Below are 15365 nucleotides of genomic sequence, written 5' to 3' on the forward strand. Positions count from 1 at the left end.
TTTTAAGAAATTATACAGGAATATGAACAACAGCCAATATTTGAGCATTTTGGTTGTTATAGGAATGCACATGGTGAGGTACTATAGAGTCGTAGTAGATACTGTCTCCCGCCGAGAGCTGATAGGTATCTTTCCCATAATTGATTTCAATAGCTCCCTCCATGACGTAGATAAATTCCTCGCCTTCATGCGATGATAATTCGTAATCATTCGGCTGAGCCGGAGAGATATTGATGATAAACGGCTCCATATGCCGATTGATTTTCGATTTGGCCAGGCTCAAATAATCCATATGTTTACGGGCACCGGCAGTATGGGTAGTGAATGAGACTTCGTCCTTTTGCTGTCCACATCGAGTAATGACCGGGCCTAATTCCTCTTGGTCATCTAAGAATGTCCCTAAACGCACACCTAAAGCCCGAGCGATCTTTACTAATAAAGCTAAAGCGGGGAGGTCCGTATTATCTTCAATATGGTTGATTTGTTCTACACTTAAACCGGATTGTTGAGAAAGTTCCTCTCGACTCATATTCTTATTTTCACGCAGTGTTTTTATTTTTTCACCTACAGTGCTGTTATTACTCATGTCTCTTATTTTGAAGATTTTATGTGTGTTTATATTGTCAGTTAAAAAAATATGTCCGGCAAAATTAAGAAAAACTTTATTTGAAAAGAAAAAATTAGAGATAATTTTCTTTTTATATTGTTTGATTTTTGAGAAAATAAATAATAATATGTAAGAAAAATAATATAAAAAATTATGATTTGTATTATTGCGAGGTGATTTTATGATTTTAATTTATATATAACAGGCTTTTGGATATTTATACTTGATAAACAGTTTCTCGGTCCGGTACAGTTTGAGAATTGGGAAAGGAATAATCTTTTTATAAAAGAAAATGAAAACTTATGCCTCCGGAAAAATATTTTCCGTTTTGGAGCATGGCTAAAAGTGAAATGTGCTTAAATAGTAATATATCAGCTCCAATATTGATTTGTCGGGATGCATATTCAGCTATGAATTGTAATGGAGGATAGAAATGCGGTCGATATGTCATCCCCCCTGTCAGGCCATTCCATAAAGCATTATCCGGTCGTAGAAAGTTTCGATATGCGATGTGGAATCCGATTTCTTCTTTTTTGATATGTATGTGTTTTGTCAAAGCAATATAGAAGTTGGAAAAATAGTTGTTCGCATTTTTTTTTGCATCACCGAAAGAATATACGTCATTACCTCCTAATGCAATGGACGGATACCATTTTTTTTCTGTGAGCAATCTGAATTTTACGGATAGTGACCTGTCTTGGTTTATGTGTCCATCTTTAAGTTTCATGATAGTACATATATATTCTATTTCCATAAATGGTAAGAAAGTAACTCCGATAAAATAATTTCCGCTGTTGTAATTGAAAGTAGCGGGGAGTGTTTCTTGATTGAGATAATTTCCTCCGATAATGGCTGTACCGTCGGGATACATGTCTGCCGATGGGGAACGCAATAACCCTGAAGCCCCTATTATCTGCTGAGCCGACAAATCGAGCTTGGCACAAAGACAGATTATAATCAAAATAAATATTCGTACAATAGTTGTTCTCATTTTCTTTGCCGGGTTATTTCGGATTGTATGAAATATGGCTGAAAGTTTGCCGAGGCATTACTTTCACCAGGATGTACTCGATAATATACACAAGAATTGCCATCGTTGTATGTATTATAAGTCAGTCTGAAATGACTGGCAGGAGTAATTCTGAATTTCTTTTTACGTATTTGCTTGTATGGAGGTAGAGCTATGGCTATTTTGAATCCTCCGTTTAGTTTTAGCCGGGAGGAATTTACCAGATAATTTCCTTTTGATGTTTTCTGCACATAAAAACCGATGGTAGCATATCGAAAATGTCGATTTAGTTCTGCTGTTACTCCATAATCTTCATACAGATATTTGCCGGCATATAGAATAGCATATAAGTTGAAATGAGGTTCGTAATAGGAGATTCCCAGCCGGCCGGTCACTCTTCCCGGTGTACTGGCTTCCCATTTTGTCCGTAAGGCAAAGTATCCGGTAAGGCCCATTTGGGCATGTAGTCCCCATCTGATGTTTTTGAAGGGATGGAACAGTTGGGCGTCGATGCCATACCGGTCATATTCAAAGGTCCCTCCAGATACAGAAATAAAGAATTGTTTGGGCAATCGTATTTGCTGAGTTAGAGTAATAAATCCGGGTCTGATGCGGGCGTACCGTTTCCCATAACCATTATATATAGGAATGACAATTTGCCCCACAAAACTTAGCCCTTTGGTCAATGTAAGTTCTATAGCCGGAGATAGATTAAAGACAACTTCGTATAGCCGGTCTGTGCGGTAATTCCTGTATAATAACTCCGGATAAATGACTATATCGGTTTTAAAGTAAGATGAGTTGTGACGTTGGGAATGAGTACAATTTTTATTATAACCTTCAGGCAATTTGTATCCTATTTCCCATGGACCGGTTTTAGAACTGGTCATAGATATATAAGGAATACCGTTTCTCAAAAATACAATACTTTTCCGTTTCTTAGATGTATCTGCATTAGAAATGATATCCAAAGCTTTGCGTGCGGCGATACCGGGTAGGTATCGGGCGTTGTTTTCTACTGTAAATATTTGATAAATAGAATCTTCGCATACAGATACATTCTCGAACCCGGACTTAACCAATTCCGGTATTTGTGCCGAAAGTGTATTTACAAGAAATAACGGAAGCAGAAAAATGGATGCGATACAGAAAAATATCTTTGCCATTTTAGAAAGCCAATTTTGATTTTATAAAAACGAAATAATACGGCTTGACATACGGTTGTAACAATATAATTTTTTGAATTTCTTTTTCTTTTAAAATTTGCAGAGGTTTATTTTTGTTTTGAAAAAGACTCATCGTTTCTTGTTTCAACTTGCGTAAATTTTTTAGTGACTTCCTTAATTTTGTCCTCCGCTGTGTTGTTCTCTGTTTGTCGCTGATATGTTAAACTCGCAATTCCCGGCTTTACGAACCACTATATTAGCTTTTTGAGTAGCTCCATCGACTAAAAATTCTAATGGGAAAGTAATTGTTTCGAAGGATTGTTTCCCTGTTACAGAGAGTTTTATTCCTACTTCTATACCTTTATTGACAGGGAGGAATCCCGTTGCATTGGTTATACCTGGCCTGGAAGAAAGAGTATTGGCTATAGCTTCGTCAACAGTCTGGATAGCTGTCGGGTCTGAGATTCCAATGCTTGCGAGAGCTACGTCGGGAGCAGTTGAGTATTCCCATCCTCTTTCGTATGTATAAGGTATCGATTCTACATATATAATGGCTGACCCGTCTTGGTTATCTATCCCGTTGATTGAAAGAGTATTTGTGCTGATTTGAGTAGATGCGGATAAATTAGGTACTATTTTATAGGCGGAAAAGTGATATACGGGGACTTGATAATCTCCGTTTTCGTCAGTTGTAACCGTCTGATTTTCTTTTATCCAAGAGCCGTTCTTAAGAGAGTATAATGATAAATTCTTGAATGATATTCTGGGGGATTGTTGTGTAATTGTATTTCCGACTTTTAAAATCATCGGCTGGGAAAAAGCAAGTTCGGAAGGTTCGAAGTTCATTGTTAATAATGTAATCGATTGTTGGCTGTTTTCCGCTTTGCTTGTAACGATTGGAGCTGTAATATTGGCAATAGGACTGGCAATTATATTTACAGGTTGGGCAAAACTTTTTGCTGTCATTACGGGAATATCCAGAGTTACGGGAATCTGAGCTAAGTTATTATTTTTTCCGGTTTCAGTCGTTGTATTTATACTTATTTTTTCAGTTACAGATTTAGGATCTACCCATACAGGTTCGACAGCCTTTGTCATCATTAATGAGATGTTTTTGTGTTTCGACGTTTTCCCCTGATCGATATTTACAAAAGCAATGGCATTTGTCTTTCCGGGGGCAGAAGCTGTTAATTGATAGTTTCCGGCATCTTTTAGACCAGAGAGAGAAAAGGTTCCATCAGTTTGGCTGTTTGTCGAGTACGTTTTGTCTGATAAGGTACATACGATATTTGCATTGGCGATAGGCTCTCCTTGCACATTGGTAACTATACCATTAATGCTGTGTTGGGTTTCTATGGTTGGAGGGGTGACATTTATTCCATTATCAGTTTTATCTTTAGAATTACATCCATAGAAGGAAAATACCAAGAATAGAGAGACTTCTGCGATTTTTTTTAGGATATTTCTTTTCATGTCTTTTATTGTAAAAATTATTAATTGGACAAAATAGTTTGACTATATAATAGTTTTTACATATAAAAGGTTTAAAAATCAGAGCATATTTCTTTTACTTTTAAAAGAATTAAGTTCTCTTTATAAAAAGCTATTTTATCAGTCTTTATAAAAGATAAAAATCCTATCAGAATTTATTTTTTCTGATAGGACTGTATCATTAAATAAATGATTTAATAAGTAAGATATAAATTATAATTAGGCCGAATTTTACCATCCTGAAGTTGCGCCTCCACCTCCTGAGCGTCCACCTCCAAACCCGCCTCCTCCGAATCCATCGCCTCCCCGGCGTCCACTGGGAGGTGGGACTACGATCATGGGGATAATATATTGTTTTCTGACATCTTTTAGGCAGTGGGCACAATGATATCGTTTTTCTCCGGTTCCTGTCGAGAAAGGTGTCGGAGCAACTAAAGTGCTGTCACTTACCAGAGAATAGGTCTTGGCATGGCAATATGGGCATTTAGAGTATTTAGTGTACATATTCTCATAAGGGAATACTTTTATATTATTACAATTGTCACAAAGCCATACGTCATAGTCTATCGAGTTTAGTTTTTCTTCTGTGTTTTCTTGTGGAGTCAGATATTTGTTATCTTCGTTTTCATCTAATTTTCTCATTTTTTGTCCGCAATGATCACATGTTATTTTAGAATTGCGTAAACGTCTTAGCTTGCTGATGAGCCAAATGTGGACAAATGCAATAAGGAAAGGAAAGATAAAAGCAAAAACTAATGTACTGCTTTTATAGGAAACTAAGGCTCTGTATTTTTCGTAATTGTTACGATTTTTAGTAGCATTCGAGGAGTTGCGTATCAATAAAATGTAGAACAAAGAAAATAAGATAGATACAATTACATAGTATAAAATGGGTTTGCTCCAGTCATTTTTTCCCGTTGTGGTAACTTGGGTCATTAATTCTTTTGCTGTTTCTGGATGGGACAGGATATCTTGTATTTTTGTCAGTCCTTCTATCATCCCTTTGTTGTAATCTGCTTTCTTAAAATAAGGGAGCATATATAAAGTCTGGATTCTTTTGCAGATGGCATCGGGCAGAACCCCTTCCATACCATATCCTGTCTCAAAAGTGATTTCACGTTTTTCGAGGACAAAAAGTATCAATAGGCCGTTATCTTTATCTTTTTTTCCGATTCCCCATTTAGCAAAAAGATTTGTGGCAAAGGGTTTTATTTCTTCATCTCCGATGGATTGTACAACCACAACCGCTATTTCCGAAGAAGTCTGTTCTTGGATGGAGAGAATGATACGATTGAGCTCGTTGACCGTAGCAGGGGATAATATACCATCGGGGTTGGATACGAAATCTTGAGCATTGGACAAATGTACATTCGGGATATTATCAATTGTATACACTGTGGTGTTGCCCACACATATTGACATGTATAGGAAAAATGAAAATAGTATACTGAAGAATCTTTTCATATTGTTGATAATTATAATGCTGGCAAACTCATGCCGTTGATTTTACGATATAAGTCAAGTGCATAAACGTCGGTCATCCCTGAGATATAATCAATGACCGCTTGTGTGCGATTATAGAGGGACTCGGCCCTCATCTCATATTGTCCGGGCACTTTGTTTAATAATAGTTGAGAATATGCTTTTTGAGGATACATGACAGCATCGATTAGTTTGTCGAGTAATACTGAAATAATCCGGTTTCCGGCAAGTTCGATATCGAGTACATCGGATGATTTGTATATGCTCTCATAAGCCACACGAGTACATTTTTTATAGGCTTTTCTTGGAGTTTCATCGATAAGATTAATTAAAGGACCCTTTACCTCTCCTCGCAAAAGCTTATCTTCGTCTTCACAAAAAATGCGAGAGCATTCGTCTACCAGCACTCCTACAACACAAGAACGAAGATATGCTATCTGCTCGTTGACGTCGGTAACGATATTGAGAGTCTCTTTTATGTGTTCGAGCCGTTCTTTTTCAAAAAATCCAAGAAATAGTTCTTTTGTCTTTTCTGTCGTTAGAATTCTTAATTTATGGGCATCTTCTATATCCATTACTTGGTAGCAAATATCATCGGCGGCTTCTACTAAATAGACCAATGGATGGCGGCAGTAACGTATGTCTTCACCTCCATATCGTATCATACCCAGTTCGTCTGCAACACGTATAAAGTCAGCCTCTTCAGAAGAGAAAAAACCGAACTTGCCTTTAGAACTGGCTAAGGTCGAAGAATATGGATATTTTACAATGGAGGCTAACGTAGAGTATGTCATAACGAACCCGCCTTCCCGCCGACCGTTGAATTGATGAGTTAAAAGTCGGAAAGCATTTGCATTACCTTCGAAGTGAGTTAGGTCAGTCCATTCATTTTTTTTCAGCTCCTTTTCAAGTATCATTCCATTGCCTTCTGAAAAATAGGTGGCAATAGCCCTCTCTCCGGAGTGCCCGAAAGGAGGGTTTCCCATATCATGAGCTAAGCACGCGGCGGCAACAATGGCTCCGATACCTTGTAATTTATGTACCCAAGGTTCATCTTTATATTTATCGATTAATATAGTGGTTACATTGTTACCCAAAGAACGGCCTACACAAGAAACTTCTAAGCTGTGGGTCAATCTGTTATGTACAAATACACTACCTGGAAGCGGGAATACTTGAGTTTTATTTTGCAACCTTCTGAATGGAGCAGAAAACACCAGACGGTCATAGTCTCTTTGAAAATCGGAGCGGTTACGTTTTCTTTCGTCGTGGTAACGTTCCAATCCGAAACGTTTTGCCGAAATTAATTTGTCCCAGCTCATCTTTTGTATATAATCCATAATAATTTTTCCCTTAAATACCTATGATGCAAACTTACACAAAAATCCCGATATTGAGCTAATGTAGTGGGAAAATAGGTGGTATGATTTAGTCTTATCTCTACAATGAATAAATTGATTTTTATATATTTGCCTGATTTAGGGCCGTATTTTGAGAAAAGGTATCGGATTCTGTATTAAAAATAAAAAATTTGCAGGGTAATTTGGATGGTTTTAGTTACTTTCGCAGATAAAAATAGATTTTTTGTAAGAAAGTTAAACGAATATATAAATGGATGTAAAAGTAAAAATTGTAAATAAATCGAAGCATGATTTACCGACATATGGAACTCCCCACTCAGCAGGAATGGACATTCGGGCCAATCTGGATACCCCGGTTGTTTTGAAGCCGATGCAGAGAGCTTTAATTCCGACGGGTTTATTTATCGAACTTCCGATTGGCTATGAAGCCCAAATACGTCCGAGAAGCGGATTGGCATTGAAAAAGGGGATTTCTATATTGAACTCTCCGGGAACAATTGATGCCGATTATCGGGGAGAGATTGGCATTATTGTAATCAACATGTCAGAGGAGGATTTCATTATCAATGATGGAGAACGTATCTGCCAGATGGTTGTAAAAGAGTATTGTCGAGTAGAGTGGAACGAGGTATCTTCATTAGATGAGACAGAACGAGGGAAAGGGGGCTTTGGACATACCGGTGTATGCTGAGAGCTCGTTTTCCGATAGTGTTTTATTTGTTAATAATAGAAAGAATTCGGGTTTATGTATAATAAAGAGGCGATTCTGTATATATTTATTTTTATTTTTTTGTTGTCTTCTTGTGGAGTATCGAAAAAAATCCAAAGTCCCGATATGCTAAAAGAAGAAACTGATTATTTGTCTGCAAATGACCGACGTAAATTCGATTACTTTTATCTGGAAGGAACACGTTTGGCCCAAAAAGGAGAAATCGATGCGGCCTTTGATATGTTGAGGCAAGCTGCAGCAGTAGATACGATGAGTGCTTCGGTAAAATATGCTTTGGCATCGTATTATTTGCAACTGAATAAGCCTCAGATTGCTTATGATATGATTAAGGATGCGGCCAGGATAGATAAAGATAATTATTGGTATGGCATGATGCTGGCTAATTTGGCTCAAAATCTTGGAGATAACGAACAAGCCGAGAAAGCTTATCAGACATTAATAGCCAATAATCCGCAAAAGCCTGAATTGAATTATATGTTGGCCGAAACTTATGCTCAAAAAGGAGAGTATCAAAAAGCAATTGACTCTTATGAAAAAATGGAGCAGTCGATGGGGATTATGGAGCCGATTACTTTACAAAAAGTAAAACTTTACAAGGCCCTGAAGAATGATGAGAAGGCTTATGCCGAAGTGGAGAAACTCATCAAGGCTTATCCTCAGGAAATTGGTTATTTGATATTGTTAGGTGATATCTATCTGAACGATAATAAGGATGACAAAGCTTTGGAAATGTACGACAGAGCTGAAAAAATGGAGCCGGATAATGGATATCTACTGGTATCGAAAGCCAATTATTATAATAGGAAAGGTGATAAAGAAAGGTATTTAGGCGAAATACGTAAAGCTTTGTCGAATAAAAAAATCGATGTTGAGACTAAAGTTAAGATATTGACCGATTATCTTTCGGATCTTTTACAGAAAAAGGAAAATTTAGATCAGGCTTATCAATTATTTTCCGAGTTGGTAGATATGCATCCTCAAGAAGAAAGTATATATAGCTTATATGCCGAATTTTTATTATCACAGAAAAAATATAAAGAAGCAGGAGGACAATTACAGGTTGCGGTCGATTTAGCTCCGAATAATAAGCAATATTGGTTGCAGCTCATGGGAGTAAATATGCAATTAGGAGAGTTGGATGAAGTTATAACTGCGGGTGAAAAAGCTCTGACATACATTCCTGATGCAGCGGAGATATATATGTATATGGGATCGGGATATGCTATGCAGAAAGATTATGATAAAGCTGTAGATATCTTGAAAAGAGGAATATCACACTTAGATGAAAATAATAATACTCTTGTGTCTGATTATTATGGACAGTTGGGTGATTCGTATTATTTATTTGGAGATAAAGATAAGGCTTTTGAAGCTTTTGAGAATGCATTGTTACACAATCCTAAGAATACTGGAGTTTTAAATAATTATAGTTATTTTCTGGCTCTCGATAAAAGAGATTTATCCAAGGCAGAACGAATGAGTGGAGATGTAATAAAAATAGAACCGGATAATCCTACGTTCTTGGATACGTATGCATGGGTATTTTTCCAACAGGGAAATTATACTTTGGCCAAAATATATTTGCAGAATGCATTGAACAAAGGTGGAGATAAAAGTGCGGATTTGCTTGAACATTATGGAGATGTATTATTCATGTTAGGAGAGGTTGACGAAGCTTTACAGTACTGGGAAAAAGCAAAGAACGCTGGGAGTGAGTCAGAAGTTCTTCCGCGGAAAATAAAGGATAAGAAATATTATGAAAAATGAAGTATAGGTTATTTTTATATATTGTATTAGTCGCTTTATTATTTACTGGGTGTAAATCGTCAGAAAAGGTAATATCAGAGTCTGTAAAAAATATATCGGGTGAAAAGGCTCATTTTTCGACATTGTTAGATAATTATCCGCCTTATGCTTCTTTTTCGGCAAAAGCGAATATTGCGATAGCTACACCGGGGGGGACTTTATCATCGAAGGCTACTATCCGAATCATTAAAGATAAAGTCTTGCAGATTTCTATACAACCACTGTTAGGTATAGAAATGGGACGTATACGTATTACGCCTGATAGTATATTTGCTGTTGATAAAATGAATAGAAGATATATTGCAGAACCTTTATCTTCATATAAAGACCGGTTACCATTTGATATACGACTTGCATCGATACAGGCGTTGTTTCTCAATCGCCCGTTTTTATTAGGGCAAGATGATTTGTCAATGAAAGACTTTTCTCAATTTGCATATACTCGGGATAAATCGTTGTGGAAGTTATTTTCAAAGGCTGGGAGCCTCGTTTATGATTTTGTGACAGATGAAAGCTGCCGTATTCAAGAGGCATCGATGGGGGCTGGGAATTATAAGATGTTATGGAAATATTCTATGTTCAATAGGCAAAATGATAGTTGGTTCCCCTCACGTATATCTGTTCTAATGCAAGGAATGAGCAAAACGGTTCGTTTAGATATTAATTATAATACGCAGGAATGGAATATGTTACAGAATCTCGATTTTAGTATTCCCGTTCAATATCGTAAGATGAATGTTTCTGATTTGATTAAAGCTTTATTAAAATGAGGCATAAGCTTTGTTACATATTATTTTTGTTTGCATTATTGGTGACAGTTCCGGCTGTTGCACAAACAAAGCAGATAAAATCTCTGGAGAATCAGAGAAAAGAGGCGTTAAAATCGATTGAGGAAACTCGTAAGATGCTTTCTTCCACACAAAAGTCAGCGATGAGTTCTTTGAATCAGCTGAAGTTGTTGACAGCAGAGATAGAGACTCACCGTCAGGTCATCCGAATTCTGAATAAAGAAATAAATGAAATTAGCAAGCAGCAGAGAGCTGTATCCGATACTATTTTTCGATTAGAAAAGTCTTTAGGACAGAAGAAAGAGAGCTATGCAAAGGCTATGCAAAGTATTTATCAGAAACAGTCCGGGTACCAAACCATGATGTTTGTTTTTTCTTCAAATTCGTTGAGCCAGTCTTATCGTCGCATTCGATATTTACGTGAATATTCGTCTTGGAGAAAAAAAGAAGCAGAAGAGATAAAAGAACAACAGGCTGTTCTTCAGAAAAAGAAAGAAAATTTGAACAAGACAAAAAAAGCCAAGACTGCACTGTTGAATGAGAGGACACAAGCTGCAAAAGATTTGCAGGTGAAGGAAACTTCCCAAAAGAATGTTGTAACTGATTTGAAGAAAAAAGAAAAATCTTTGAAAACCGAGCTTGCTAAACAGAGAAAACAGGCCGAAGCTTTGAATAGAAAGATAGAGCAGTTGATAGCAGAAGAGGCTCGTAAAGCCGCGGAAGAAGCGAAGAGAGCCGCGGAAGAGGCCCGTAAAAAAGCGGGAGATAAAACCGGAAAATCAAATAAAGGAGAAGCTTCGGAAGAACGTCGTTCCCAAACTCAGGGTGGCTATGCAATGACTAAGGCAGAAAGAGAGCTCTCGGGTAGTTTTGAGAAAAATAAAGGGAAGTTGCCATTTCCATTATCCGGACGTTATATGATTGTTGGTCATTTTGGACAACAACAACATCAAGAACTGAAATATGTCAAGATAAATAATAATGGAATAGATTTACAAACGACTCCTGGGACTTCGGCCAGAGCTGTGTTTGACGGTGTTGTAACCAAAGTGTTTGTCATGCCGGGATATAATAGTTCAGTGATTGTGCGCCATGGCAACTATTTGACTATATACTCGAATTTGAGCGAAGTTTATGTAAAACCTGGGCAAAAAGTTTCTATACGGCAATCTATCGGGAAGATATATTCCGATCCGGAAGAAGGAAACCGCACGGTATTGCATTTTCAATTATGGAAAGAGACGACAAAGTTGAATCCGGAACCATGGCTTGATAAATAAAAATTATGGAGATAGTCAGATATAACCCTGTATATTCTATTGAGTGGGATGATTTTGTTGGAAAATCGAAAAACGGGACATTTCTGTTTATGCGTCATTATATGGATTATCATGCCGACCGTTTTGCCGATCATTCCCTGATGTTTTATCAGGAGGGAAAACTTGTAGCCTTGTTACCTGCGAATGAAGCGGATTCCGTTTTGTATTCGCATCAAGGGCTTACATATGGGGGCTTTATATTAAGTATTCACAATTCGGCGGTTCAGGTGTTGGCTTTAATGGATATTTTGTTACAATATCTGAGAGAGCATGATTTTGTTCGTTTGGTTTATAAATGTATACCACATATTTATCATCGTTATCCGGCCGAAGAAGATTTGTATGCGCTGTTCCGCAAAGAAGCTCGATTGATGGTTCGGAATTTGGCTACTGTTGTTCCGACGAAAAAAATGATGAAATCAAGTCGGTTGAAGAGGGCGAAAAAAAGAGCAGAGAAAGAGTCATTGCGAGTTGAGGAGTGTGGTGATGCTGCAATATTCTGGAAAATTATAGAAGATGACCGATGGGAACAGCATGGTGTTAAGCCGTTACATACTAAAGAGGAGATGAATCTGTTGCATGGTTACTTTCCTGAGAATATTCGTTTCTTTTTGGTAAAAGATGCTTTTGAGAATATATTTGCCGGAAGTGTAATATACGATAGCAATATAGTAACTCATTTGCAATATGCAGCAGCAACGCGTGAAGGTAAAGATATTTATGCGACCGATGTATTATATTATGAATTAATAAATAGTTTGTTTCCTGAAAACGAATATTTCGATTTCGGCACGTCAAATGAAAACGCCGGTTGGTATTTGAATGTTGGCATGTCGGCTCACAAAGAAGAATTCGGTGGACGCGGTATTGCTTATGATATTTATGAGATAAATATTTAAATTCCTTATGTTCAAAGATGTATCTACATATCGGCGCATCGTAAAATCGACAGGTTTGTTTGGTGGCGTACAGCTTGTAAATATTCTTTGTTCCATAATCAAAACAAAATTAGTGGCTGTTTGGCTGGGAGCTGAAGGTATCGGAATTATGAGCCTTTATACTTTAGCGACAGAGACTGTTTCTCAAATAACAGGGTTAGGAATTAGACAAAGTGGAGTCCGGGATGTATCCGTCGCTTCGAAATCTGGAGACCATATACAGTTCGAGTCCGTTAAATTAGTTGTTCGGCGCTGGTCTGGTTTTGCCGGATTATTGGGAGCTGTTGTAACATTGATTCTGGCTCCATATTTGAGTTTGTGGACATTTGGCGACAGTCAACATATTGGGGGATTTGTATTTTTATCATGTACGTTACTGATAAATGCTCTCGTGGCAGGAGAACAGGCGATAATTCAGGGAAGCGGTCAGTTACGCATCTTAGCGAAAAGTGGAGTTGCAGCAGCTGTTGTTTCTTTGATTTTGTCTTTACCTCTTTTTTATTATTTCAGAATCGGCGGGATTGTTCCTTCGTTGATTATCGCATCCGTTTCGACATTACTGTTTCTGTTTTATTATAATAGAAAATCGGTAAAATCTTCAATACAAGTACGTCAGAGTTGGAAAGATACAAAAATTCACGGTCGTAAAATGGTCCTTTTAGGTATATATATGACTGTCAGTGGATTTATCGTTACTTTATTCAATTATTTATTTATTGCCTGGATGAATGCAAGGGGTGGAATGGCTGATGTCGGATATTATCAGGCTGGATATAATTTGATGAACCGATATTTCGGATTGATATTTACTGCGATGGGAATGGAGTTTTACCCTCGGTTGGCAGCTGTGTGCGATGACAAGTCTGAGATATCAAGACATGTTTCGCAGCAGGCTGAGATATCTATGTTTATTTTGGTTCCGACGATAGGACTTCTTTTATTGTTTAAAGATTTAGTAATCCGAATACTATATACGGGAGATTTTCAAATTGTAGAAGGCTATCTTTTATGGTCTGTTCCCGGAGTTTTGTTCAAAGCTGTATCTTGGTCGATGGGTTTTATTTTATTGGCTAAGGGAAAAGGCCCTTTGTTTTTGGTGACAGAAATTGTTTCTGCTGTGATGAATCTGGCATTGAATTTTATCGGTTATAAATATATGGGCCTTCAAGGAATAGGCATTGCTTATACATTGGGTTTTATCTTGTATATGTTATTCATTGGAATTATTTGTTTTCGTATGTTTGGTTTACGTATGAGCAAATCCTTTTATATTGTATTTTTGATTAGCTGTTTATTTTCATTGGGCACTTTTGGGTGTATAAAGTATGAATATCAGTCTTTAGCATACATATTGGTTGGTGGTGGTACCTTATATAGTCTTTGGATGTTGAAAAGACGGTTGGCATTAGGGTTACATAAATAAAAAATGTAGGGGCGTATTAGTGACTTTCCCAAAAGTCAAGATATTGTTGGGCTACGCGTATATGATCATGATGTTTAATGACAAAACGTCTGCTGTTTTGAGCCATTAGGGGTATTTCTGCTCTATTTAAAATTAGGTTTTCGAGTTTTTTGAATATATCATTTCTGTCGGGAAGGACATTTATGATAGGCTTCAAGTCATGTTCTCCTATAAAGTCGTAATATTCGGGTTCTGCACCGCTGACTGCAATTATTCCTTTGGCCATGGCTCCTAAAGCATTGGTTGCCGGAGTGTAAGAATAGAGCTGGTCGATTAAAACGTCAGATTCATACATTATTTGGTTGTATTGTTGTAAAGGTACAGATACAACTTTTTTTATTTGACATTCTTTGGGGTATTTTTCTTTTACTTCTTGGAGAACTTCGTATAAGATGTCGGTTCCCTTGTCGGCAGCTCTGTTATGCTGTATTCCGATAAAAAAATTTACTTGCTCGAAATTTGATTTTATTGATTTAGGTTTATGATTACTGATATTTATAGGTATGGGAATGTATGCAAGCTTTTCTTTGTATATATTTTCGTAGGGGACGTAATATTCGTATAGACAAGCAATTATACCATTTGAATTTTCTGCGATTTCTATATTTAAGTCTTTTAATGGTGACGATAACCAGTTGTCCATTACTTTTTTTCTATCTCCTACTATTTCCGATTCTTTGTTTGGATAAAAATCAGAATATCGGAAAAAGTTTTTGTTTTTACATAATAATGCATAATAATAATCCGTAGCTAATGCGTCGAGGAATAATTTCTGATTGTTTGCTTTTAGAAATTTGTAAATCAATTTATTTTTCGAGGGTTTTAAATCAAGAAAGATAGGATTCTTGATTTGGACAATATCGTAATTGGTAAAGTGAGGAAGATACCTTAAAATATTTCCTATATATTTGATAGAATCAAATACGTTATGACTGTTTCTAATGAGGGATATGTCGCGTTGGTTGTTCATCCAGTTGCTCCCGTTAGATGCAACGGTAACATCATGGCCGAGAGCTCTAAGCCCTTCAGCAAGAGTCCAGTGCAAGTTGCTTGCCTCTCCTAATAATAGTATTTTCATAATATAAGTCGATATATTCTGTCTAAGAGCCCGTTTGAATTTTCCGATAGAATAATTTTCAAAGCAGTCTCGAACAAAATTTAAATGAACTCTTAGATATGACAAAGATAATATTTTATTAATCCAAT

At 36.9% G+C, this 15365-nt stretch carries 13 protein-coding genes; 6 read left to right on the forward strand and 7 right to left on the reverse strand.

Translation table 11 applies throughout. The features are described from left to right. Nucleotides 1-10: 10 nt before the first annotated feature. The 6 genes from Cop2CBH44_RS13125 to Cop2CBH44_RS13150 form a co-directional block, all read right to left on the reverse strand. Nucleotides 11-586, reverse strand: coding sequence for a helix-turn-helix domain-containing protein (locus tag Cop2CBH44_RS13125; protein WP_021929616.1), 576 nt, complete (start codon nt 584-586; stop codon nt 11-13). A gap of 301 nt (nt 587-887) precedes the next feature. After that, nucleotides 888-1598: a YjbH domain-containing protein gene (locus Cop2CBH44_RS13130; protein WP_021929615.1), complete on the reverse strand. Its 711-nt coding sequence runs from the start codon at nt 1596-1598 to the stop codon at nt 888-890. Beyond that, nucleotides 1595-2782 carry a YjbH domain-containing protein gene (locus Cop2CBH44_RS13135; protein WP_021929614.1) on the reverse strand — a complete coding sequence of 396 codons (1188 nt, stop codon included), beginning with the start codon at nt 2780-2782 and terminating at the stop codon, nt 1595-1597. The genes Cop2CBH44_RS13130 and Cop2CBH44_RS13135 overlap by 4 nt, the downstream gene beginning before the upstream one ends. Nucleotides 2783-2956: 174 nt before the next feature. Continuing rightward, nucleotides 2957-4255, reverse strand: a complete 1299-nt coding sequence (locus Cop2CBH44_RS13140) for a carboxypeptidase-like regulatory domain-containing protein (protein WP_200754976.1) — start codon at nt 4253-4255, stop codon at nt 2957-2959. Nucleotides 4256-4504: 249 nt separating this feature from the next. After that, on the reverse strand, nt 4505-5737 hold the full coding sequence (locus Cop2CBH44_RS13145) for a TPM domain-containing protein (protein WP_021929612.1): 1233 nt from the start codon (nt 5735-5737) through the stop codon (nt 4505-4507). Nucleotides 5738-5748: 11 nt separating this feature from the next. Then, on the reverse strand, nt 5749-7077 hold the full coding sequence (locus tag Cop2CBH44_RS13150) for a deoxyguanosinetriphosphate triphosphohydrolase (RefSeq protein ID WP_200755977.1): 1329 nt from the start codon (nt 7075-7077) through the stop codon (nt 5749-5751). A 289-nt stretch (nt 7078-7366) separates the two neighbouring features. Between Cop2CBH44_RS13150 and dut the strand changes: the two genes are divergently transcribed. From dut to Cop2CBH44_RS13180, 6 genes are all read left to right on the forward strand, one after another. Then, nucleotides 7367-7807: a dUTP diphosphatase gene (gene dut, locus Cop2CBH44_RS13155; protein ID WP_021929610.1), complete on the forward strand. Its 441-nt coding sequence runs from the start codon at nt 7367-7369 to the stop codon at nt 7805-7807. 144 nt (nt 7808-7951) lie between these two features. Next, nucleotides 7952-9613, forward strand: coding sequence for a tetratricopeptide repeat protein (locus Cop2CBH44_RS13160; protein ID WP_200754977.1), 1662 nt, complete (start codon nt 7952-7954; stop codon nt 9611-9613). After that, nucleotides 9610-10422, forward strand: a complete 813-nt coding sequence (lolB1, locus tag Cop2CBH44_RS13165; RefSeq protein ID WP_200754978.1) for a lipoprotein insertase outer membrane protein LolB1 — start codon at nt 9610-9612, stop codon at nt 10420-10422. The genes Cop2CBH44_RS13160 and lolB1 overlap by 4 nt, the downstream gene beginning before the upstream one ends. Further along, nucleotides 10419-11720 carry a murein hydrolase activator EnvC family protein gene (locus Cop2CBH44_RS13170; RefSeq protein ID WP_200754979.1) on the forward strand — a complete coding sequence of 434 codons (1302 nt, stop codon included), beginning with the start codon at nt 10419-10421 and terminating at the stop codon, nt 11718-11720. Before lolB1 ends, Cop2CBH44_RS13170 begins: the two co-directional genes overlap by 4 nt. Nucleotides 11721-11725: 5 nt before the next feature. Beyond that, entirely contained in the window at nt 11726-12658 is a 933-nt protein-coding gene (locus Cop2CBH44_RS13175; protein WP_021929606.1) for a GNAT family N-acetyltransferase, read from the forward strand. A 7-nt stretch (nt 12659-12665) separates the two neighbouring features. Then, a complete protein-coding gene (locus Cop2CBH44_RS13180; protein WP_021929605.1) occupies nt 12666-14120 on the forward strand; it encodes an O-antigen translocase in 1455 nt (484 codons plus the stop codon). 16 nt (nt 14121-14136) lie between these two features. Here Cop2CBH44_RS13180 and Cop2CBH44_RS13185 read toward each other — a convergent pair whose 3' ends face one another. Further along, nucleotides 14137-15237, reverse strand: a complete 1101-nt coding sequence (locus tag Cop2CBH44_RS13185) for a glycosyltransferase (RefSeq protein WP_200754980.1) — start codon at nt 15235-15237, stop codon at nt 14137-14139. Nucleotides 15238-15365: the final 128 nt, after the last annotated feature.

The organism is Coprobacter secundus subsp. similis (assembly GCF_015097275.1).
GTDB classification, from domain to species: domain Bacteria; phylum Bacteroidota; class Bacteroidia; order Bacteroidales; family Coprobacteraceae; genus Coprobacter; species Coprobacter secundus.

Coding starts and splice junctions, on each gene's coding strand:
- Cop2CBH44_RS13125 (WP_021929616.1), bottom strand. CDS start 586: ATGAGTAATAACAGCACTGTAGGTGAAAAAATAAAAACACTGCGTGAA.
- Cop2CBH44_RS13130 (WP_021929615.1), bottom strand. CDS start 1,598: ATGAGAACAACTATTGTACGAATATTTATTTTGATTATAATCTGTCTT.
- Cop2CBH44_RS13135 (WP_021929614.1), bottom strand. CDS start 2,782: ATGGCAAAGATATTTTTCTGTATCGCATCCATTTTTCTGCTTCCGTTA.
- Cop2CBH44_RS13140 (WP_200754976.1), bottom strand. CDS start 4,255: ATGAAAAGAAATATCCTAAAAAAAATCGCAGAAGTCTCTCTATTCTTG.
- Cop2CBH44_RS13145 (WP_021929612.1), bottom strand. CDS start 5,737: ATGAAAAGATTCTTCAGTATACTATTTTCATTTTTCCTATACATGTCA.
- Cop2CBH44_RS13150 (WP_200755977.1), bottom strand. CDS start 7,077: ATGAGCTGGGACAAATTAATTTCGGCAAAACGTTTCGGATTGGAACGT.
- dut (WP_021929610.1), top strand. CDS start 7,367: ATGGATGTAAAAGTAAAAATTGTAAATAAATCGAAGCATGATTTACCG.
- Cop2CBH44_RS13160 (WP_200754977.1), top strand. CDS start 7,952: ATGCTAAAAGAAGAAACTGATTATTTGTCTGCAAATGACCGACGTAAA.
- lolB1 (WP_200754978.1), top strand. CDS start 9,610: ATGAAGTATAGGTTATTTTTATATATTGTATTAGTCGCTTTATTATTT.
- Cop2CBH44_RS13170 (WP_200754979.1), top strand. CDS start 10,419: ATGAGGCATAAGCTTTGTTACATATTATTTTTGTTTGCATTATTGGTG.
- Cop2CBH44_RS13175 (WP_021929606.1), top strand. CDS start 11,726: ATGGAGATAGTCAGATATAACCCTGTATATTCTATTGAGTGGGATGAT.
- Cop2CBH44_RS13180 (WP_021929605.1), top strand. CDS start 12,666: ATGTTCAAAGATGTATCTACATATCGGCGCATCGTAAAATCGACAGGT.
- Cop2CBH44_RS13185 (WP_200754980.1), bottom strand. CDS start 15,237: ATGAAAATACTATTATTAGGAGAGGCAAGCAACTTGCACTGGACTCTT.